We start from the raw sequence: 19,573 nt of genomic DNA on the forward strand, positions 1-19,573 counted from the left end.
AACCTTACCTGGCCTTCCCTTGGGCCGCGACAGCGGCGGTGGCGGCGGCGATCGCGGCCTGGTCGCCCAGGTAGTAATGGCGGATCGGCTTCAGGTCGGCGTCGAGCTCGTAGACCAGCGGCTGGCCATTCGGAATGTTGAGGCCGACGATATCGGCGTCGCTGATACCGTCAAGCATCTTGATCAGCGCGCGCAGGCTGTTGCCGTGCGCCGAGATCAGGATCTGGCGGCCGGCGCGGATGGCCGGGGCGATTTGCTCGTCCCAGGCCGGCATTACGCGCTCGACGGTGTCCTTCAGGCATTCGGTCAGCGGAATCGCCGACTTCGGCAGCTTGGCGTAGCGCGGGTCATTGAACGAGGTGCGCTCGTCGCCTTGTTCCAGCGGCGGCGGCGGCGTATCGTAGCTGCGGCGCCACACCAGCACCTGCTCGTCGCCGTACTTGGCGGCCGTCTCGCCCTTGTCGAGGCCCTGCAGGGCGCCGTAGTGGCGCTCGTTGAGGCGCCAGTCGTTGATCACCGGCAGCCACATCATGTCCATCTCGTCCATCGCCAGCCACAGCGTGCGGATCGCGCGCTTGAGCACCGACGTGTAGGCCAGGTCGAACGTGAAGCCGGCGTCTTTCAAGACCTTGCCGGCGTTTTTCGCTTCGGCGGCGCCGTTGGCCGTCAGGTCGACGTCGGTCCAGCCGGTGAAACGGTTATCCAGGTTCCAGGTCGATTCGCCATGGCGCATGAGAACGATTTTGTACATGATCTTGAATTCTTTAATTGAGCGGGTGGACGGGCGCGGCGCAAAAAGCGGCGAAATATAAACAGTTCGATCTTCTATTTTATAATGCGCGGATTGACTTAAACCATTGGAACCCTTGTGAAATTCATTATTGACCATATTTTTACCGTTGCGCTGGTGCTCATTTCCGGCGGCGCCCTGCTGTGGCCGGCGCTGCAGCCACGCGGCAAGCGCGCTTCGCCGCTGCACGTGACCCAGGTCATCAACCGCGGCAAGGCGACCATCGTCGACGTGCGGACGACGGAAGAATTTGCCAAGGGGCATTTGCGCGACGCGAAAAACATTCCGCTGGCAGACTTGGCCACGCGGATCGGCGAACTCGACAAATCGAAGTCGCGTTCCGTGGTGATCGTGTGCCAGACCGGCGCGCGCGCCGACAAGGCGGCCCGGCAACTTGCCGCGGCCGGATTCGACGATGTGGTCAGCCTCGATGGCGGCCTCAGCGCATGGCAGGCCGCAGGCTTGCCGGTGACAAAGTAATTAACAAGGAGTTCCGAACATGACCACCCAAGCCCATGTCGTGCTGTACCACACGGCCAGCTGCCCTTACTGCGTGCGCGCCGAACGATTGCTCGAAGCGAAAGGCATCACCGATATTGAACGCATCCGGGTCGACCTCGATCCCGAGCAGCGCGCCGTGATGATGCAGAAAACCGGGCGCCGCACGGTGCCGCAGATCTACGTTGGCGACACCCATGTGGGCGGATTCGACGATTTGTATGCGCTCGATCAGGCGGGACGGCTCGATCCCTTGTTAAATGGCGTTTGACTGAAAAACTGACGCCGGGGCGGCAAAGCTATTGTTAAGACATTGGTTTTGATACAATTGCCGTCGCGTTTGATCCCAAGCACATTTGGAGCGGCCAGTCGCCGCTCCTTTCATCTCTCAACGAAAGCGCTCCATGTCTGACGAAAACCTGCAACCCGTATTCCAAATCCAACGCGTCTACCTGAAAGACATGTCGCTGGAACAGCCGAATTCGCCATCGATCTTCCTCGAGCAGGAAGCACCGACCATCGAAGTGTCGCTCGACGTTGGCGCCGAAGCCATTGCCGACGGCATCTACGAGTCGACCGTGACGATCACCGTGACCGCCAAGGTCAAGGACAAGGTCGCGTTCCTGGTTGAAGGCAAGCAAGCCGGTATCTTTGAAGCGCGTAACATTCCTGCGGACCAGATGGATCCGTTGCTGGGAATCGGTTGCCCGAACATCGTCTACCCTTACCTGCGCGGCAACATCGCCGACGTCATCACCCGTGCCGGTTTCCCGCCAGTGCACCTGGCCGAGATCAACTTCGAAGTGTTCTACCAGCAGCGCCGCCAGGCCCTGGCAGAAGCTGCTGCCGGCGCGCCTGCGGACGGCGCCGCGCTGAACTAAGCAGTTCGGCTTTACAGCAGTAAGTGGCAGCGGGCGGGGTTTTCCCCGCCCGCGCCTCATTCGCGCAAAGGTTTTCGTCATGAACGTTTTCCGCCTGGCCGCAGCGGCGCTGCTGATGATGGCGTCGGCCACCGGCGCCGCCTTCGACTTCAAGACCGTCGGCGCCGCGCCGGCGATCTTGTACGACGCGCCGTCGGTCAAGGGCGGCAAGCTGTTCATCGCGCCGCGCGGCATGCCGGTCGAAGTCGTGCTCAGCTACGCCGACTGGGTCAAGGTGCGCGACATCGGCGGCGACATGGCGTGGATCGACACGAAACTGCTCAGCGCGCGGCGCAACGTCGTCGTGCGCAATCCGAACGCCAGGCTGCGCGCCACCGCCGATGAGGCCGCGCCTGCCATCATGACCGCCGACAAGGGCGTGCTGCTCGAACTGGTCGACCCGCAAGGCGGCAACTGGATCAAGGTGCGCCACAGGGACGGCATTACCGGTTTCATCAAGGCGGTCGACGTCTGGGGCATCTGACTATCATGCAAAATAACTTCGCTTCGCCTGCGGGCAGAATCACCGTGCTCGGCGCCGGCGCCTGGGGCACCGCGGTCGCCATCGCGCTGGCCGCGCGCCACGACGTGCTGCTGTGGGGGCGCAACGGCGCCGCCATGGCCGAGATGGCCGGGCAGCGCGAGAACCGCGGCTACCTGCCCGGCTTCGCGCTGCCGCCGCAACTGCGCATCGGCGCCGATTTCGACGCCGCCGTCGCCCACGTCGCCGATGCCGGCGACACGCCAGCGCTGTTGATTGCCGCCTGCCCGGTGGCCGGGCTGCGCCCGCTGCTCGAACAACTCAAGGGGCGTCGCCTGCCGAACCTGGTGTGGCTGTGCAAGGGCTTCGAATACGGCACCGGCCTGCTGCCGCACCAGGTGATGCGCGCCGTGCTCGGCGACGACGTGGCCGGCGCGGCGTTGTCGGGGCCGTCGTTCGCGCAGGAAGTGGCGCGCGGCCTGCCGTGTGCGCTGACGGTGGCGTCCAAGTCGGCGGCGCTGTGCGAGCGGGTCGTCGCGCTGGTTCATGGCGGCAATATCCGGGTGTATTCGAGCGACGACCTGGTCGGCGTCGAAGTCGGCGGCGCGGTGAAGAACGTGCTGGCGATCGCCACCGGCGCGGCCGATGGCCTCGGGCTGGGGCTGAATGCGCGCGCGGCGCTGATCACGCGCGGGCTGGCGGAAATTACGCGGCTTGGCGCCGCGCTTGGCGGCCAGGCGGCCACCTTCATGGGCCTGACGGGGATGGGCGACCTGATCCTGACCTGCACCGGCGACCTGTCGCGCAACCGCCGCGTCGGGCTGGAACTGGCGCGCGGCAAGAAGCTGGGCGACATCGTGGCCGAACTGGGGCACGTGGCCGAGGGCGTGCCGTGCGCGCGCGCGGTGCGCGAGCTGGCGGCTCGTCTCGGGGTCGACATGCCGATCACCAATGCGGTGGCCGGCGTGCTGTTCGACGGCGACGATCCGCGCGCGATGGTGGCGCAGCTGCTGGCGCGCGATCCGCGCGGCGAGTCGGCGTAAGCGCAGGGCGCTAAGCGAGTTGCTCTTCGGTGCCGCCGCGCGTCAGCACGTCTTCGGTATCGCGCCGCTGGTGCAGCAGGATCGTCATCAGGCCGACCGAGTCGACCACCGCGCGCACCGCGTGCGGCACGCCGCCGGCCAGGTACAGCATCTCGTTGGGCAGCAAGGTGACGGTGCGGCCGTGGGCGTCGACTTCGATCTGCCCTTCCAGGCATTGCAAGGTCATGTCGCCATCGACGCGGTGCACCGGCATCGGGCGCTCCTTCGGCAACACCAGCCGGATCAGCTCCATGTGCCTTGTCTTGGCCAGCGCCACCGAGGTGAAGAAGGCGATGTCGCCGTCGTCGCGCGCCAGCTTGATCTTGTCGCCGGATGCTGCGTGTTGCAATGCCATCATGAGTCCTTTTCTAAGCGGCGCCTGGGTCCGCTTCATCGACTGTTTCCTTCACGCCGCGCAGCCAGGTGACCAGCGCGAACGCGTCCTTGAATCCGTGCGCCAGCTGCGCTACCAGCAGCTCGGGGCTATTCAGTGCCAGGTCGACCTCGGTCCACACGAAAAAGCTTTTCAGCTTCAGGTAGGTGATGTGCTCGTGGCCGGCATCGAACCCTTTCGGCGGGCGCTGCAAGCTGTCCTCGAACAGCAGGTCGCCGTAGGTGGCGCGTAGCTGTTTATTCTTCAGCACTTTAGCAAATCCTGTCGCATCGTTGACGACGTTGTCGCGGATCGCCTTCAGGCGCGGCGACGGCGGCAGGTATTCGCCGGCGCCGAAACTGAGCTTGCCGCTGCCGTCGAGCTGGAAGTAATAGGTCGAGCCGCCGCCGGCGCTCGGACGGCGCTTGTCGAACGGCGTGATGCCGGCAGAAAAGCGCGTCTTGTACGGGCTCTTGTCGTGCGAAAAACGGATGTCGCGGTTGATGCGGAACATCGCTTTCTTCGGGTTGCAGGCCGCCACCTGCTTGTCGAACCTGGACAGCTCGGCGATGAGCTCGGTGACGACGGCCAGGAATTCTTCGCGCAGGATGTCGTAGCGCGGCTTGTTCATGATGAACCAGGGACGGTTGTTGTTACTCGACAGTTCGGTGAGGAACTGCGTCAGGTCGCGCAAATGCATGGATCAACTTCCACGGTGATGGTGATAACTGGCCCGATAATAACAGCTGGAATTATTCGGCGGCGACGACGCGCGGGCGCTTGCCGACCGTGACGTCGACGGTCGCTTCGCGGTCCTTGCGCATCAACGTCATGCGCGTCTTCGCGCCTGGCGCGAGCTGGGCGATGACGGTAAGCATCTCGGCGGTGCTGACGACGGGCTTGCCGGCCACCGCCAGCAAGATGTCGCCAGGCTTGATGCCGGCGCGGTCGGCCGGGCCGTTGCGCACCACGCCGGCGATGATCGCCCCGCTGCTGCGCGCCAGGCCGAAGCTTTCGGCCAGCTCCGGCGTGATGTCCTGCGATTCGATGCCGATCCAGCCGCGCACCACCTGGCCGGTCTTGATGATTTCTTCCATCACCGACTTGGCGGTGGAGACGGGGATGGCGAAGCCGATGCCGACCGAGCCGCCGGTTTGCGAATAGATCGCCGAGTTGATGCCGATCAGGTTGCCGCTGGTGTCGATCAGCGCGCCGCCCGAGTTGCCGAAGTTGATCGCCGCATCGGTCTGGATGAAGTTCTCGAACTGGTTGATGTGCAGGTTGTTGCGCCCGACCGCCGAGATGATGCCCATGGTGACGGTCTGGCCGACGCCGAACGGGTTGCCGATGGCCAGCACGACGTCGCCGACGCGCGCCTGCTCGGCCTGGCCGAGCACGATCACCGGCAGGTTCTTCTGGTTGATGCGGATCACCGCCAGGTCGGTCTCCGGGTCGGTGCCGACCACCTTCGCCGGCGCCTTGCGCCCGTCGGCCAGCACCACTTCGATCTCGTCGGCGGCGTCGACGACGTGGTTGTTGGTCAGGATGTAGCCGTCGGGACTGACGATGACGCCCGAGCCGAGGCTGGACTGCTGCTCGTCGCGCGGCACGCGGTCGCCGAAGAACTTGCGGAAGAACGGGTCGCGCAGCAGTGGATGGTTTTGCTTGAGCGCCTTGGTCGTGAGGATGTTGACGACCGCCGGCATCGCGCGCCCGGCGGCGTCGCGGTAGCTGCCGGTGGCCGGCATGCCGCCGCCGGCAGGCGCAGAACCCTGCAGCACCGCGACCGGACTGCCCGGGCTGCTCGGCTGCGGCCGCGGCAGGCCGCCGAGCCAGTCGGGGCGCATCGCCTGCAGCACGAAGTACACCGCCAGGGCGATGGTGACAGCTTGCGCAAACAGCAGCCAGAAGCGTCGCATGGGAAATTCCGCCCAGGCCGTTACGCCGGCCGCGTCTTGAGGTTGTCGCGGATCTCGCGCAGCAGCAGCACGTCTTCCGGCGTGACGGTGGCCACCGGTACCGGCGCGTCGGTGATGCGCAGGCGGTTCATCATGCGGATCATCTGGAAGATGACAAAGGCGAGGATGATGAAGTTGATCAGCACGGTGAGGAAGTTGCCGTACGCCAGCACGGCGCCGAGCTTCTTGGCGTCGACCAGCGGCAAGGTCCAGCCCTGGTTGTTGAGCGGGATGTAATAGCTGGCGAAATCGAGCCCGCCGAACAGCCGGCTGATCGGCGGCATGATGATGTCCTGCACCAGCGAATCGACGATGCGGCCGAAGGCGCCGCCAATGATCACGCCGACGGCAAGGTCGACGACGTTGCCCTTCATTGCAAATTGCCTGAATTCGCCCATCATGCTCATCGTCATCCCCGGTGATTGTATGAAAAATGCATCTTAATCATACATCGAACCTATCGGAAACAAAACAACCGGCTGCGGCGTCAATCGGGCGTCGGCCCGTTCTTTTTACCGTATCTGGGTAGTTTTATGCGCACATAAGCGGTTCAAAACGCCGCCATATGGGGCGCGATGAGGCAACTGCAACATTTTTTCTTCAATTCGGATGCCGCTTCCCTTATAATTTAAGGTTGCTAGAAGCTCTGTACGGCTTCTGAAGATTTCGCATTTTGACTGATTGGGGTTGGTATGAGTAACGAAAAACAGGTCGATCCAGGCCGCCGGGGCATGCTGGTCGCCACGTGCGCGGCGGGCGGTGTTGTCGGTTTAGCCACGGCAGGCGCCTTGGTCAGTACTTTCCAGCCGTCGGAGCGGGCCAAAGCGGCCGGCGCGCCGGTGGAAGCGGATATCTCGGACATTGCGCCGGGATCGATGAAAGTGGTGGAATGGCGCGGCAAGCCGGTGTGGATCCTGCGCCGCACGCCGGAAATGATGGCCTCGCTGACCAAGGTCGACGCCCAGGTCGCCGATCCGGCGTCGGAAAAGTTCTACCAGCTCGATACGCCGGCCTACGCCAAGAACGCCACCCGTTCGCGCGCCGAGCACAAGGAATTGCTGGTCGTGGTTGGTATCTGCTCGCACCTGGGCTGCTCGCCGTCGTCGCGCTTCGCTGCCGGCGCACAGCCGAGCCTGCCGGACGACTGGACCGGCGGCTTCCTGTGCCCTTGCCACGGATCGACCTTCGACCTGGCCGCGCGCGTATTCAAGAACAAGCCGGCGCCGACCAACCTCGACGTGCCGCCGTATATGTACCTGTCCGATACCAGGATCGTAATTGGTAAAGACGAGAAAGGCGATGCATAATCATGGCAGCTTTTAAAGAAACCAAATTCCCGGCCGACGCACCGGTCGCCGAAAAGGCGCTCGGCTGGGTCGACGACCGTTTTCCGTTGACCAGGCTGTGGAATGACCAGTGGGGCAAGTACTACGCCCCGAAAAACTTCAATTTCTGGTACATCTTCGGCATCCTGGCGGCCTTGATCCTGGTATTGCAGATCGTCACCGGCATTTTCCTGACGATGCACTACAAGCCGGACGCCAACCTGGCCTTCGGTTCGGTCGAATACATCATGCGCGAAGTGCCGTGGGGCTGGCTGGTGCGCTACATGCACTCGACCGGCGCGTCGGCGTTCTTCATCGTCATCTACCTGCACATGACGCGCGGCCTGCTGTACGGCTCGTACCGCAAGCCACGCGAACTGATCTGGCTGTTCGGCTTCGGCATCTTCCTCGCGCTGATGGCCGAGGCGTTCTTCGGTTACCTGCTGCCGTGGGGCCAGATGTCGTACTGGGGCGCCCAGGTGATCGTCAACCTGTTCGGCGCCATTCCGCTGATCGGGCCGGACCTGTCGCTGTGGATCCGCGGCGACTACGTCGTCTCCGACGCCACCTTGAACCGCTTCTTCGCCTTCCACGTCATCGCCATTCCGCTGGTCATCCTCGGGCTGGTCATGGCGCACCTGATCGCGCTGCACGAAGTGGGCTCGAACAACCCGGACGGCATCGAAGTCAAAGACACGCTCGGCCCGGACGGCCATCCGCTCGACGCCGTGCCGTCGCACCCGTACTACACCTTCCACGACCTGTTCGGCGTGTCGGTGTTCCTGCTGATCTTCAGCGCGGTGATCTTCTTCGCTCCCGAGATGGGCGGCTACTTCCTGGAGTACAACAACTTCATCCCGGCCGATTCGCTCAAGACCCCGCTGCACATTGCGCCAACCTGGTACTTCACGCCGTTCTACTCGGTGCTGCGCGCCACCACCGCCGACTTCATGTACGTCATGATGGCTGCCGTGGCCGCCTACGTCGTGTTCATCTGGCTCAAGTCGCGCCTGTCGTCGAAGACCAAGGTGATCATCGCCGTGGTCGGCATCCTGATGATCATCGGCATGCTGCCGCAGATCCTCGACGCCAAGTTCTGGGGCGTGGTGTTCTTTGGCGCATCGGTGATGATCATCGCCGGCATGCCGTGGCTGGACCACTCGCCGGTGCGGTCGATCCGCTACCGTCCCGACTGGCACAAGTATGTGTACATCGTGTTCGGCCTGTCGTTCGTCATCCTCGGCTACCTCGGCACCCAGGCGCCGAGCCCGATCGGCGGCATCATCTCGCAGGTGTGCACGCTGCTGTACTTCAGCTTCTTCCTGTTGATGCCATGGTGGAGCGCGATGGGCACGTTCAAGCCGGTGCCGAAACGTGTGACTTTCCAGCCGCACTAATCGACGACATCACAAGCGCAAAAGGACTCTTTACATGAATTTTCCGAAACAACTGATCGCCATCCTGGCGTTGCTGCCAGGCCTGGCATTTGCCAGCGAAGGCGGTATTCCGCTCGACAAGGCACCGGAGCGCACGAGCCTGACCTCGCTGCAAAACGGCGCCAAGCTGTTCGTCAACTACTGCCTGAACTGCCACTCGGCGGTCAACATGCGTTACAACCGCCTGAAGGACATCGGGCTGAGCGACGAGCAGATCAAGAACAACCTGTTGTTCTCGGCGGACAAGGTCGGCGACCTGATGACGACCGCGCTGCGTCCGGCTGACGCGAAGGCATGGTTCGGCGCGGTACCGCCGGACCTGTCGGTGATCGCGCGCGCCAAGGCGTCGCCGTCCGGCACCGGCGGCGACTACCTGTACACCTACCTGCGCACGTTCTACAAGGACGACACCCGTCCGACCGGCTGGAACAACATGGTGTTGCCGAACGTGGCGATGCCGCACGCGATGTGGCAGCTGCAGGGTATCCGCACCGCCAAGATGGTTGAAGAGAAAGATCCGCATGACCACAGCAAGACGGTGCACAAGTTCGCCGGCTTCCAGCAGGTGGCGCCTGGCTCGATGAGCCAGATGGAATTCGACACCGCGACGGCTGACCTGGTCAGCTATCTGGAGTGGATGGCCGAACCGGCGCAGGGCACGCGCAAGCGTCTCGGCGTGTGGGTGCTGCTGTTCCTGTCGCTGTTCTCGCTGCTGTGCTGGCGTTTGTCGGTATCGTACTGGAAAGACGTCAAGTAAGTCATTCATCGCCCGTGAACTTCGCGGGCGATCACTTTGGGGTGAGCCGCTAGCCGTTTCACCCCCTTTGTTTCTAAGGAACTATAAAAATGATGGTTCTCTACTCCGGCACCACGTGCCCCTTCTCCCAACGCTGCCGCCTGGTCCTGTTCGAAAAGGGCATGGACTTCGAAGTGCGCGACGTCGACCTGTTCAACAAGCCGGAAGACATCTCGACGATGAATCCGTACGGCCAGGTGCCGATCCTGGTCGAGCGTGAATTGATCCTGTACGAATCGAACATCATCAACGAGTACATCGACGAGCGCTTCCCGCATCCGCAGCTGATGCCGGCCGACCCGCTGATGCGCGCGCGTGCGCGCCTGATGCTGTTCAATTTCGAGAAAGAACTGTTCGTCCACGTCCACGTGCTCGAGAGCGAACGCGCGAAGGCCAACGACAAGAGCCACGACAAGGCGCGCGCCGAAATCCGCGACCGCCTGACGACGCTCGCGCCGCTGTTCCTGAAAAACAAGTACATGCTCGGCGACGAGTTCTCGATGCTCGACGTGGCCGTTGCGCCATTGCTGTGGCGCCTCGACCATTACGGTATCGAGCTGTCGAAGACGGCAGCGCCGCTGATGAAGTACGCCGAGCGCATCTTCTCGCGCCCAGCCTACATCGAAGCGCTGACGCCGTCCGAGAAAGTCATGCGTCGTTAATCAGTAGGAAAACGCTTGCGCGCCAGAGCGGCGACACCGTTCGGCCAGTCGCAGTAGACTGGCGCGCAAGCGTGTAATAGTGCCCGCATTAGAGAAGTATCACTCGCAACACTCTTTTCCCAGAACATGCCCGACATCTCAACCAAACCCTACATGCTGCGCGCCATCTACGAGTGGTGCACCGACAGCGGCTTCACGCCCTACCTCGCCGTCAAGGTCGACGCCGCCACGACGGTACCGATGGAGTATGTGAAGAAGGGCGAAATCGTGCTCAACATCAGCTTTGGCGCCACCTCCGGCCTGAAGATGGACAACGACGCGGTGCGCTTCAACGCGCGCTTCGGCGGCGTCTCGCGCGAGATCTACGTGCCGGTGCAAAACGTGCTGGCGATCTATGCCAACGAGAACGGCCAGGGGATGGCGTTCGAGGTCAGCAGCACGGCCGCGGAGAGCCCCGTGGCGCCCGTCGCGGACGCTCCCGTAGCGCCGGCGCCGGCCCTGTCGGCGGTGCCGAGCGCGGCTGCTGCAAAGAGCACGCCGGAGCTGTCGCTGATTCCCGACGATAACGACGAGCCGCCCAAAAAAGGCGGCCGCCCGACGCTGACAGTCATCAAATAGCGGTATAATTCGCACCCATGCCGACTTAGCTCATTTGGTAGAGCAGTTGATTTGTAATCATCAGGTGGCCAGTTCGAAACCGGCAGTCGGCACCAGAATTTAGTAACTGAGATTCACGCAACGACCCAGGATTAGTCCTTCTTATAGGGACTCCTGGTTTTTTTTCGTCTGCGGTAACTGCTCAGGTTGACAGGCACTTTCGATACGAAGGCGGCAGCACTCAAGTCGGCGCGCACTATATAGATGGCTTCCCTTCAGGAACTACAACGGCCGCGCCAACGGAAGAAGGACCGGTATTGTTGTCGAGAAATTTTTCCACCCTACGCCAGAAATCAATCCGGTTTTTCGGTAGGGACCATCCGTGGCCCTCGCCGCTATAGGCGGCAAACTCAACGTTGTTGTTGGTGCGAGTCACTGCGGAATAAAACTTCTTGCCGTGGTGGAGAGGAACGCGAGTGTCCTCGGACCCGTATGCCAACAGCAATGGCTGGCGGATGCGGGCGGCCTGCTGGATGCCCCATTGCTTGAAGCCAGCCTCGCAGTGCCGGACCCCCAGGCCGGTGGTGCCGAGAAATTCGACTTCCAAGATGGCGTAGCCGCGCGTAGCCAAAAATTGCGTGTCAGGATTCCAGCCCCACGTGGAGCCGCGCATCCACGGGCCACCGTGGACCAGGACTACCATCGGCAAGTTCTTCTTGATGCCGCCAGGAGGCAGAGTCAGCAGGCCCGGGATCTCCAGTCCATCGCGTGCCTTGAAGCGCAGCGGCTCTTGCCGCCCCATGCTGCCCCTTGGATCTTCGGATAGGCACTGCCGACGGGATCGAATTGCCCGGTCTTGGAGTCGTACAGTATGAACTGCGCCGGCTGGGTATCCGAATACGATTCAATCAGCACGCGCGATGAGCCCGGCCTGGCCGGTACCGTGAGCAGATTGACGGTCGCGGGCAATGCAAGATCCACCGCCTTCTGGATTTCCTTCATCGCAGGATCGAACCACATATTGCTCTTGGCATCGGTGGTGAAGAGAACGCCCAGGAGCTTGTCGCTTGCGACAAGGCTGCCGTCAAAATCGTAGCCCTTTGTGACCACGAGCGCTTCCTTGCTGACCTGCCCGGCTACAAAGTCGAAGGTGCGCAAAGACGACGTATCTTGCCCGGCATTAGCCACCACATACAGGCTAGAGTCCGGCCCGAAACCGAGTGGCACGATTTTGTCTTTGGCGCCAGTGTAGGTGCCATAACTGGCCAGTTCACGCCATTTGCCCGAGACCGGTTCGCGATAGAATAATGTAGTGTTAACCGCGTTAGACTGGGCTGCCAGTCGCGTTTTACCTTGAAAGTCCAGCATGAAACCGCTAACCTCGGGCTCCGAAGCGAATTCCGAGTTCCCGGTGACAGTATTGAGGCGGCGCAGCCGCGCTCCGATGTACTCACCGGTAGCTTTGTAGAGCGGGCGATTCACGTAAATCCATTCCGAATCCCTGACTGCCGGGCTGGCCGATCAAGAAGGTGTTCCAAGGTTGCGGAGCCCGGCCGAACCGGATGCGGGCCGCCAGCTGGATCCGCTCGGTGCCGTCGCGGTTGACGGCGAACAGGCCTGGACCTTCCTCCGCGAAGCCGCTGGCCTCGGTCGTATCGCGAAGATTGTAGACCAGCCGATTCTCATTGACCCATTGGAACTGCCCGATGTCCGTGTCCGTGTACTCCGCGACCGGCGTGCCCAACTTGGTGTCGAGATCAATCACTGCGAGAACGTCGCGCCGTCCTTTCAGACCCGTGCGGACCGCGAGGTAGCGGCCGCTCGGCGAAAATATGGCGCCGCCGAATGCATTATTCTCAAAAAAGCTCTCAATTGGCGGTTGCGCTACCGCATTCTGCGCATTGGCGGGCGACAGGACGGACGCGAAAACGAGCAGGCAGCAGCCAGCAAAATGGATTAATAAACGCTGGCAAATCTTTCTGCTCTCACGGCTAACCCATTAAGTATCGTTGAGAAGCGGCTACGTTGCCATAAAAATACGTGCTCCACCGACATTTCTGTTTGCGCGCCGGCTGGTGGGGTCGCTTACAGTCCGTCAATGCCAATTGTCCTCAACGGTTCAGGACGGGAGCCTCCCGGTGATTTGTTGTTGTGATACAGGGCCAAAGCCAGTGATGGGGACGCGGTCTCAGTCGGCGGTCAGGTCCGGGCTGCCCCCTAGGATGCCGGCGTAAGGCGCCGGACGGCCGCCGATCTTGACTGTTTCGTCGCCGATCTCGAACAGCCGGAACTCGCGGCTGTGGGCGCTGCCGAGCACCTTGATGACCGAGATCAGCGTGCGGATCTCCGCCTCCGTTTCGATGTAGCGCAGCATGACGATGGCGTCGACCAGGAAGGCGCTGCCGTTCGGGCTGAAGCGCAGCTCGGTGAAGCGGTCTTCCAGCTCGGCCGTCATGAGCAAGGTCACGCCCTTTTCGGTCAGCACAGTGGTCATGCGGAACAGCGACGCGCGGAAGTCCTCGCGGAACTCGGGCGCCAGCGCCGCTCAAACGCCGACAGCGAGTCGAGCACGACACGGGTGGCCTGGGTCTGATCGATCAGCAACACCAGCTCATGCAAGGTCTCGTCAACCGACAGGTCGAGCGTGCGCACGTTGAGCATCGCTACCTTGCCCGAACGGACCAGCCGATCGAGCTTGTCGCTCATCATCTCGCTCGGACTCTTCTCGAACAGTGCGATGACGGAGTTCTCGCCCTGCCGCACGCCTTCGGCGATGAACTCGGTTGCCAGGGTCGACTTGCCGGAGCCGGAGGGCCCCACCAGCAGCATCGAGTAGCCGGTTGGCAGCCCCCCGCCCAGCATACCGTCGTGTTCAGGCACGCCCATCGACAGGCGGCTGCCCGAGGCCGCTGCAGGCTAGCCCGCGCCGATCGTGTCGGCGGCGGCGAGCATGCGCGGGAAGATTTCGATGCCGACGTTGCTGATGCGGAAGGTGTGCATGCCGGGACGCTGGCGCTGGCCGCGCATCTTGATGACCTGCACCTTGCGCACCATGGCGTTGCGCTGGACTACCTGGTTGAGCCAGATGATGCCGTCGGCCACCGTGAAGATCGGGTTCTGGTCCGCTTCGTTGGCAACGTACTTACCGATGAGAAAGGTGGTCGCGTGCCAGCCGGTCATCTGCGTGACCAGTTGCTGGACGAACGACTGCAGCGCCTGGATCTCGCAATGCTCGCCTTTGGCGCCCTGGATGAATGAACGGAAAGAGTCGATGAAGACATACGCCGGCGCGTGGGTGCGCACGGCATCGAGGATCTGCGCCAGCACCAGATCGAAATTGCCCTGCTCGACCTCTTCGGCCAGGTTGATGAACTCGATCGATCCGTCAACCTTGTCGAAATCGAAGAACTCGAACTGCTGCTGGTAGCGCAGCATCTTGACGGGCGGCTCACCCATTGCCGTGAAGAACAATGCCTTGGATGTCGGGGTGGCGAGGGAAAACATGATCTGATGGGCAAAGGTCGTCTTGCCGCTGCCGGGCGCGCCGCCGATGATATTGAACGACAGCTCCGGCAAGCCGGCGCCGAGGATCTCGTCGAGTCCGGGGACGCCCGTCTTTAGCAGTTTTACCTTCAGTTTTTCGCTCATCACATGCTCCTGTCTACTTTTTTTGGTCGCGTTTGTCGCCGACGACGGAACCGACGAACTTGGCCGTGAGTGCCGGTCCGATCAACGTGAACAGCGAGTCAATGAATGTGCCCAGCAAGGCGCGCGTGGCGCGGATCACTTCATCGGATGGCTGGGTGGTGAGGACGGTCTCGAAGGCGCTGAAATGCGCGCCGCCGGCGCCGTTCGGCGCGATCGGCGGCAGCCAGGCAAAGGCGGCGCGGTTGACATCGACGCTGCGCGTGAACAGCAAGTTCACGCTGCCCGGACCGATCAGCGGCGAGAATTTTCCGAGCAACGCCAGCCAGACGACGATGCCGTCGCGCTGCGCGGTGCCGTCGGCACTGTCGTCGACCTGCTCCATCAACGCGCGCACGAGCTCAGTTTTTAAAGCCATAGATGCCCTTTCGGCGCCAGCGCGGCCCCCGCCCTCTTGCACTGCACTAACATCGCTCTCGTCTTTTCGGGGCTGGTTCGGATGGTGAAATTCTAGCTGAAAGCGTGAACCTCGATGATCAGAAACTAATGATCGCGAGAGGGAAACCGCACGAGCGGGATCGACAGTGTCACGGTGGTGCCGTGTGGGCGCGAACCGGTCACGCTCAGTTGACCGCCGAGCGCAGTCATGCGCTCCTCGACGTCGAGCAGTCCATACGAACTCGACTTGCGCGCCTGACCGGTATCGAAGCCGACGCCGTTGTCGCCGACCGTCATCGACACGGCGTTGTTGAGCAGGGCCAAGCTGACGTCGACCCGGCTGGCCAGCGAGTGGCGGAACACGTTGCTCAGGCATTCCTGCAGCGCGCGGTACAGCGCCAGCGTCTGCTCGTCGCTCAGCGCCTTGTCGTCGAAGTGGGCATCGCGCGACAGCTTGCAGCGCAGGCCGGACGAGCGCTCGAATTTGTCGAGTTCCCACTCGACTGCAGCGACGACGCCGAGTTCGATCTGAAACGGCCGCATATGGGCGACGATCTGGCCGACCGAACTGATGGTGCTGTCGAGATTATCGAGCGCCTTGTCTACCCAGTCGTGCAATCGCGGGTGCGCGGCGGTACGCGCATGTAGTGCGGAAATATCGGTGCGCAGCGCCACCAGGTTCTTGCCGAGATTGCTGTCGATCTCGCGCACGATCCGTTTGCGCTCTTCTTCGCGCGAGGCGACCTGGTGCGCGAGCAGCTCGTTGAGTTTCTTTTCGCTGGCGCGCAGCGCGGCCTCGGTCTTTTCGCACTGCAGCACCTTGGCCACCAGCGCCTCGTTGATCAGCGTCTGCTCGACGGTGAGGAGCATGTCGGAGGGCACGTGATCACCCGTCGCTCGCGCTGCTGAGCGCAGGCGGGCACGCAGCGCCGACGATGCGCCGTTATAGGGTTTGTATGTTCGCATGTTGCATCGTGGTTCGTGGCGCTCAACAAGAGCTGCGGGGACGGTCACCGCGTCAGCAGGGCCTGACTGCAGTTCGCGTCGCTTGCCCGAAGAGTCATATTAGTAATAAAAGTAAATAAATGCTAGGTGCATACGCTCTGCGCCGCGCCGAATGCATTGAACTTTGTAACCGTCTGTGATTAGAGCGAACCGGCAATCGTTGCTGCACATCTAACGGTCATGCAGCATCATCATGGTGTGACGAGATGAACGTGGACTTGAGAGGCGCCGCGAAACGCCTGCTATTTTCGCTGTCGGTGGCCGCTTCGCTGGGCGGCTGTGCTGTCTATGAACCGTATCCGGCCAGCTACACGAAGTACGATCCGTACGGATACGGCTACCCGTATGGACAACCGGCGTACGGCGGCGCGCCGACCTATGTCGGCCCACCCGTCTCGCTCGGCTTGTGGTTCGAGTCGCATCGCGGTCATGGCAATCGCGGCCATCATCGGCACCATGGATACGGCCATCGCGGCTGGCGAGACGGCGGCCATCACGGCGGCTGGGGACATGGGCACCGCGGCGGCAGGCGCTAGATTGGCCGCTGCGGCGCCAGGTACGCCGCGTGTGGCCACGTCTGGACCGCTGGTCACTGGGAGCGCGCGCAAGGGCTACGTGTATCAACCGCCGCAGTGGGAACAACGCGACGGCGGCTGGCGCATGCAGCGCGGCGGTTGGCAGCGCGGTGAGCGCGCCGATGGCCGCAGCGACCGTGACGGTGACGGCGTGCCGAAGCGCGATGACGCGCGGCCGAACGATCCGAACCGTTAAGCGGCAACACGCAACAGCGCGCGCGGCAGCAAGCCCGCGATGCGCGCAGCTTCACCAGGGCCGTTTTTAGCACTCCATACCGCGTTAAGTGCAGTCTGTCGCAATCCGATGGGCCCGCGCCTGGCACCTGGCTATAGTTCACTCAACCCAACGAACTTAACTACCCAGGAGCCCAACATGAACATCGCAAAAAACATGGAAGTCATCTTCATCACCGCCCTCGCATTGGTCTCGGTGACCACACTTGCCAACGCCGCCGCGCCGGCCCACCGCGCAGTGACGCCGCTGATCCAGCAGGTCGACGCCAGCGCGTCAATGGCGGTGGTGACCATCACCGCCAAGCGCCTGACCGCCGCGCAAAAAGCGCAGCTCGGCAACTGATTCGTCACCCCGGACCACGCGGAGAATGATAATGAAGACACTGATCGGTACCGTCTGCATCGCACTGACACTGGCCGCAACTTCCAGCGCGGCGCTGGGCCAGCAAAGCAGCGAAACGCGGGCCATCGATGCCCGCGTGCAAAAGGTAAAGCTGGGCGGCACCATCGACCTGCGGGTCAAGCAGGGACCGGCCGCCTCGCTGGTGATCACGGGCGATCAGCGTTACGTGCCGAAGGTGATCACCACCCAGCGCGGCGACACCTTGCATATCGATATAGAGAATGACCGCCACTTTAACTTCGGCAAGAACAACAAGGACCAGTTGCGCGCCGAACTGACCTTGCCGGACTTTAACGAACTGGTGTCGCAAGGCGTCGGCTCGGCCAGCATCACCGGCTTCACCGGCGAGCAGATCCGCCTGTCGCTGGACGGCGCCGGCACGGTCACACTCGCCAGCCGCTACCGCAGCATCAACGCCTCGCTGGGCGGCGTTGGCAACATGGCGCTCGGCACCACCGACAGCGAGCGCGTCGAACTGAGCTTGCGCGGCGCAGGACGCATCGAAATTGCCGGCCAGAGCAAGCTGCTGCGCGCAAAGCTTGGCGGCATCGGCAGCCTGGAAGCGCGCGACCTGCGCGCCGACACGGTCGAGCTCAAGATGAGCGGCCTCGGCAGCGCGACGGTGTACGCCAAGAGCAGCGCCGACCTGGTACTCAACGGACTTGGCTCGGCTACCGTGTATGGCAAGCCAGGCAGCCGCAAGTCGAGTGCCAGCGGACTTGGTAGCGTTAGCTGGGAGTAAGTTCGCTGCACACCGCAATCAGCCGCCCCGGAAACGATGCGGCTTTTTTCGCTATTTCACGACCATATTATTTTTGACCCCGCGCACGCCGGCCACGCCGCGCGCAAGCTCGACTGCCTTGCGGACGGCTTCGTGCGACGAGACGAAGCCGCTTAACTGAACGGCCCCCCTGAAGGTCTCGACATTGACTTCGGTCGCCTTGACGGTGGGGTCGGCTGCGAGCGCCGCCTTGACCTTGGTGGTGATCAATGCGTCATCGATGTACTCGCCGGTGCCTTCGCGCGTGGCGGTGGGCGCGCAGGCAACCATTGACAGGATCAGCAGGCTGGCGAAGAGGGCTTTCAGAAAGTGTGCGATACGCATGGCGGGACTCCTGGGTCGGGTTAACTCGCCCCCATTGTCCCGCGACTCGGCCGGGCCGATTTGATGTCCGCCAATCCTATCGGCCGCGCGACGCCGTGCGCGCGATCGCGGCGCGGATCAGCCGGCGCGCTTCGAGCTTGCTGCGCATCAGGTCGCGTCCGAGCACGACCCGCACATCGACCGCCACGCCGGGCTCGACTTCGACCAGTGCGGCGTGCTCGAAACGCTCGGCCAGCCGCACGGCAGCGTCGCGCGAACCCGGCTGGTACTCGATCCGCGTTTGCTCGACATTGAACCCCTTGTGATTCGACAGCCGCGTCACGCGCATGCCGATGTCGCCGAGCTTGCTCGCCAGCTTGCGTGCCATGCCGGTCACGCCGTTGCCGTTGCGAATTTCAAGCGTCGTGCCGCCTGGCGCGCGCGGCGGCGGCGCCTCCGGCTGGCGACCGGCGGCCAGCACGCCGCGCGCAGCGGCCGCCATCGGCGCCGGCTCGCTGTCGGCCGGCGCGACCGTGAGCGGCGTGGCGGCAAGCGCCGCCGGCTGCACCTCGCCACCATGACGGCGCAGCTCGAAAATGCCGCTGCTGGTCTGGTGCACCTCGCTGACGGGGAAGGTGTCGACGGGCTGTTCGACGGCAACCGCGCTGTCGATCGCCGCCGCGCCGCTGCGCCGGGCCGCCGTGTAATCAGCCTTGAAGTCGTGCGCTTCCAGCGCGGCCGCCTGCTGCAGCATTTGCTGGGCGCGCTCATGCTGGCCGAGCTTTTCGAGCGCTGTGCCGAGATGGCGCCAGGCGCGGTGGCTGAGCGGATCGAGCAGGCACGCTTTTTCCAGCGCGACAACGGCGGCGGCATGGTCGCCATCGAGCAGTTGCGCGTAACCGAGATTGCTGAACAGATAGGCGGTGGCGGTGTTGGCCGGCGTCGCCGCGGTCAGCGTCTGCCACAGCGCAATGGCGCGTGCGTACTGGCCCTGCTCGGCGTACAGCGTCGCCAAACCATTCTGCGCATTGACGTGGCCCGGATCGGCCTGCAGCGCCTGGCGATAAGCGGCCAGCGCGTCATCCGGGCGCTGGGCCAGGTGCGCATTGCGACCGGCCAGGTAGGCCTGGTCGGCCTGGGCGAACGCCGGCTGCGCCGACGGCCCGATTTGCGGCTGATCGGTGCGGGCGACCTGGACGCACGCCACCAGGAGCGTGCCGGCGCACGCCGCGGAGAGATGCTTCAGGCTGGGGTGCATGGTTGCTCCTTGG

At 63.1% G+C, this 19,573-nt stretch carries 28 protein-coding genes and 1 tRNA gene; 14 read left to right on the top strand and 15 right to left on the bottom strand.

Translation table 11 applies throughout. The features are described from left to right. Positions 1 to 4 precede the first annotated feature (4 nt). Positions 5 to 751 (bottom strand): 2,3-diphosphoglycerate-dependent phosphoglycerate mutase, encoded by a 747-nt coding sequence (gpmA, locus tag ACP7DD_RS02170; protein WP_426173044.1) that lies wholly within the window; start codon positions 749 to 751, stop codon positions 5 to 7. A gap of 117 nt (positions 752 to 868) precedes the next feature. On the opposite strand from gpmA, the gene ACP7DD_RS02175 reads away from it, so the two are divergent. From ACP7DD_RS02175 to ACP7DD_RS02195, 5 genes are all read left to right on the top strand, one after another. After that, positions 869 to 1,270 (top strand): rhodanese-like domain-containing protein, encoded by a 402-nt coding sequence (locus ACP7DD_RS02175; RefSeq protein ID WP_426173045.1) that lies wholly within the window; start codon positions 869 to 871, stop codon positions 1,268 to 1,270. Positions 1,271 to 1,289: 19 nt separating this feature from the next. Next, positions 1,290 to 1,559: a glutaredoxin 3 gene (gene grxC, locus ACP7DD_RS02180; RefSeq protein WP_426173047.1), complete on the top strand. Its 270-nt coding sequence runs from the start codon at positions 1,290 to 1,292 to the stop codon at positions 1,557 to 1,559. Between the two features lie 133 nt (positions 1,560 to 1,692). Beyond that, positions 1,693 to 2,169: a protein-export chaperone SecB gene (secB, locus tag ACP7DD_RS02185; RefSeq protein WP_426173048.1), complete on the top strand. Its 477-nt coding sequence runs from the start codon at positions 1,693 to 1,695 to the stop codon at positions 2,167 to 2,169. A gap of 79 nt (positions 2,170 to 2,248) precedes the next feature. Beyond that, entirely contained in the window at positions 2,249 to 2,692 is a 444-nt protein-coding gene (locus ACP7DD_RS02190) for an SH3 domain-containing protein (protein WP_426173050.1), read from the top strand. Between the two features lie 5 nt (positions 2,693 to 2,697). After that, positions 2,698 to 3,732 carry an NAD(P)H-dependent glycerol-3-phosphate dehydrogenase gene (locus tag ACP7DD_RS02195; RefSeq protein ID WP_426173051.1) on the top strand — a complete coding sequence of 345 codons (1,035 nt, stop codon included), beginning with the start codon at positions 2,698 to 2,700 and terminating at the stop codon, positions 3,730 to 3,732. A 10-nt stretch (positions 3,733 to 3,742) separates the two neighbouring features. Here the strand turns inward: ACP7DD_RS02195 and ACP7DD_RS02200 are convergent, their stop codons facing one another. Genes ACP7DD_RS02200 through mscL form a run of 4 tightly spaced genes read right to left on the bottom strand, consistent with a single transcriptional unit; the run spans position 3,743 to position 6,509 of the window. Continuing rightward, positions 3,743 to 4,126 (bottom strand): cupin domain-containing protein, encoded by a 384-nt coding sequence (locus ACP7DD_RS02200; RefSeq protein ID WP_426173052.1) that lies wholly within the window; start codon positions 4,124 to 4,126, stop codon positions 3,743 to 3,745. 13 nt (positions 4,127 to 4,139) lie between these two features. Next, the gene (locus ACP7DD_RS02205; protein ID WP_426173053.1) at positions 4,140 to 4,844 is read right to left on the bottom strand and encodes a DUF2461 domain-containing protein; all 705 of its coding nucleotides are present in this window, start codon (positions 4,842 to 4,844) and stop codon (positions 4,140 to 4,142) included. Positions 4,845 to 4,896: 52 nt separating this feature from the next. Beyond that, the gene (locus ACP7DD_RS02210) at positions 4,897 to 6,063 is read right to left on the bottom strand and encodes a Do family serine endopeptidase (RefSeq protein ID WP_426173054.1); all 1,167 of its coding nucleotides are present in this window, start codon (positions 6,061 to 6,063) and stop codon (positions 4,897 to 4,899) included. Positions 6,064 to 6,083: 20 nt separating this feature from the next. After that, positions 6,084 to 6,509 (bottom strand): large conductance mechanosensitive channel protein MscL, encoded by a 426-nt coding sequence (gene mscL, locus ACP7DD_RS02215; RefSeq protein ID WP_426173055.1) that lies wholly within the window; start codon positions 6,507 to 6,509, stop codon positions 6,084 to 6,086. Positions 6,510 to 6,794: 285 nt separating this feature from the next. Here mscL and petA point away from each other — a divergent pair, with 285 nt between their 5' ends. From petA to ACP7DD_RS02245, 6 genes are all read left to right on the top strand, one after another. Then, positions 6,795 to 7,409 carry a ubiquinol-cytochrome c reductase iron-sulfur subunit gene (gene petA / locus ACP7DD_RS02220; RefSeq protein ID WP_426173056.1) on the top strand — a complete coding sequence of 205 codons (615 nt, stop codon included), beginning with the start codon at positions 6,795 to 6,797 and terminating at the stop codon, positions 7,407 to 7,409. Between the two features lie 2 nt (positions 7,410 to 7,411). Further along, positions 7,412 to 8,824 carry a cytochrome b gene (locus ACP7DD_RS02225; protein WP_426173057.1) on the top strand — a complete coding sequence of 471 codons (1,413 nt, stop codon included), beginning with the start codon at positions 7,412 to 7,414 and terminating at the stop codon, positions 8,822 to 8,824. A gap of 34 nt (positions 8,825 to 8,858) precedes the next feature. After that, positions 8,859 to 9,620 carry a cytochrome c1 gene (locus ACP7DD_RS02230; RefSeq protein ID WP_426173058.1) on the top strand — a complete coding sequence of 254 codons (762 nt, stop codon included), beginning with the start codon at positions 8,859 to 8,861 and terminating at the stop codon, positions 9,618 to 9,620. Positions 9,621 to 9,709: 89 nt separating this feature from the next. Then, complete coding sequence (locus ACP7DD_RS02235; RefSeq protein ID WP_054265664.1) at positions 9,710 to 10,321, top strand: glutathione S-transferase N-terminal domain-containing protein; 612 nt, start codon at positions 9,710 to 9,712, stop codon at positions 10,319 to 10,321. Between the two features lie 126 nt (positions 10,322 to 10,447). Next, positions 10,448 to 10,939, top strand: coding sequence for a ClpXP protease specificity-enhancing factor (locus ACP7DD_RS02240; RefSeq protein WP_426173059.1), 492 nt, complete (start codon positions 10,448 to 10,450; stop codon positions 10,937 to 10,939). A gap of 19 nt (positions 10,940 to 10,958) precedes the next feature. Continuing rightward, a tRNA-Thr gene (locus ACP7DD_RS02245) sits at positions 10,959 to 11,034 on the top strand. Between the two features lie 140 nt (positions 11,035 to 11,174). Here ACP7DD_RS02245 and ACP7DD_RS02250 read toward each other — a convergent pair. The 8 genes from ACP7DD_RS02250 to ACP7DD_RS02285 form a co-directional block, all read right to left on the bottom strand. Next, complete coding sequence (locus ACP7DD_RS02250) at positions 11,175 to 11,720, bottom strand: alpha/beta hydrolase family protein (protein WP_426173060.1); 546 nt, start codon at positions 11,718 to 11,720, stop codon at positions 11,175 to 11,177. Beyond that, positions 11,657 to 12,400: a hypothetical protein gene (locus tag ACP7DD_RS02255; RefSeq protein ID WP_426173061.1), complete on the bottom strand. Its 744-nt coding sequence runs from the start codon at positions 12,398 to 12,400 to the stop codon at positions 11,657 to 11,659. Before ACP7DD_RS02255 ends, ACP7DD_RS02250 begins: the two co-directional genes overlap by 64 nt. Next, positions 12,369 to 12,683 (bottom strand): hypothetical protein, encoded by a 315-nt coding sequence (locus tag ACP7DD_RS02260; RefSeq protein WP_426173062.1) that lies wholly within the window; start codon positions 12,681 to 12,683, stop codon positions 12,369 to 12,371. The genes ACP7DD_RS02255 and ACP7DD_RS02260 overlap by 32 nt, the downstream gene beginning before the upstream one ends. A gap of 423 nt (positions 12,684 to 13,106) precedes the next feature. Continuing rightward, positions 13,107 to 13,412 carry an RAD55 family ATPase gene (locus tag ACP7DD_RS02265; RefSeq protein ID WP_426173064.1) on the bottom strand — a complete coding sequence of 102 codons (306 nt, stop codon included), beginning with the start codon at positions 13,410 to 13,412 and terminating at the stop codon, positions 13,107 to 13,109. After that, positions 13,409 to 13,780, bottom strand: a complete 372-nt coding sequence (locus ACP7DD_RS02270) for an RAD55 family ATPase (RefSeq protein WP_426173065.1) — start codon at positions 13,778 to 13,780, stop codon at positions 13,409 to 13,411. The genes ACP7DD_RS02265 and ACP7DD_RS02270 overlap by 4 nt, the downstream gene beginning before the upstream one ends. A gap of 54 nt (positions 13,781 to 13,834) precedes the next feature. Next, a complete protein-coding gene (locus ACP7DD_RS02275; RefSeq protein ID WP_426173067.1) occupies positions 13,835 to 14,566 on the bottom strand; it encodes an RAD55 family ATPase in 732 nt (243 codons plus the stop codon). 13 nt (positions 14,567 to 14,579) lie between these two features. After that, a complete protein-coding gene (locus tag ACP7DD_RS02280; RefSeq protein ID WP_426173068.1) occupies positions 14,580 to 14,981 on the bottom strand; it encodes a hypothetical protein in 402 nt (133 codons plus the stop codon). 125 nt (positions 14,982 to 15,106) lie between these two features. Next, positions 15,107 to 15,871, bottom strand: coding sequence for a sensor histidine kinase (locus ACP7DD_RS02285; RefSeq protein ID WP_426173069.1), 765 nt, complete (start codon positions 15,869 to 15,871; stop codon positions 15,107 to 15,109). A 564-nt stretch (positions 15,872 to 16,435) separates the two neighbouring features. Between ACP7DD_RS02285 and ACP7DD_RS02290 the strand changes: the two genes are divergently transcribed. The 3 genes from ACP7DD_RS02290 (at position 16,436) to ACP7DD_RS02300 (ending at position 17,960) form a co-directional block, all read left to right on the top strand. Continuing rightward, positions 16,436 to 16,777 (top strand): hypothetical protein, encoded by a 342-nt coding sequence (locus tag ACP7DD_RS02290; RefSeq protein WP_426173070.1) that lies wholly within the window; start codon positions 16,436 to 16,438, stop codon positions 16,775 to 16,777. 177 nt (positions 16,778 to 16,954) lie between these two features. Next, a complete protein-coding gene (locus ACP7DD_RS02295; protein ID WP_426173071.1) occupies positions 16,955 to 17,158 on the top strand; it encodes a hypothetical protein in 204 nt (67 codons plus the stop codon). 31 nt (positions 17,159 to 17,189) lie between these two features. Next, a complete protein-coding gene (locus tag ACP7DD_RS02300) occupies positions 17,190 to 17,960 on the top strand; it encodes a GIN domain-containing protein (RefSeq protein ID WP_426173073.1) in 771 nt (256 codons plus the stop codon). Positions 17,961 to 18,011: 51 nt separating this feature from the next. Here ACP7DD_RS02300 and ACP7DD_RS02305 read toward each other — a convergent pair whose 3' ends face one another. Together ACP7DD_RS02305 and ACP7DD_RS02310 are read right to left on the bottom strand one after the other, a co-directional pair. Further along, entirely contained in the window at positions 18,012 to 18,323 is a 312-nt protein-coding gene (locus tag ACP7DD_RS02305; RefSeq protein ID WP_426173074.1) for a BON domain-containing protein, read from the bottom strand. Positions 18,324 to 18,399: 76 nt separating this feature from the next. Beyond that, on the bottom strand, positions 18,400 to 19,560 hold the full coding sequence (locus ACP7DD_RS02310) for a LytR C-terminal domain-containing protein (RefSeq protein WP_426173076.1): 1,161 nt from the start codon (positions 19,558 to 19,560) through the stop codon (positions 18,400 to 18,402). Positions 19,561 to 19,573: the final 13 nt, after the last annotated feature.

It is taken from the genome of Massilia sp. TWR1-2-2 (assembly GCF_049897565.1).
GTDB lineage: Bacteria > Pseudomonadota > Gammaproteobacteria > Burkholderiales > Burkholderiaceae_D > JAFCUW01.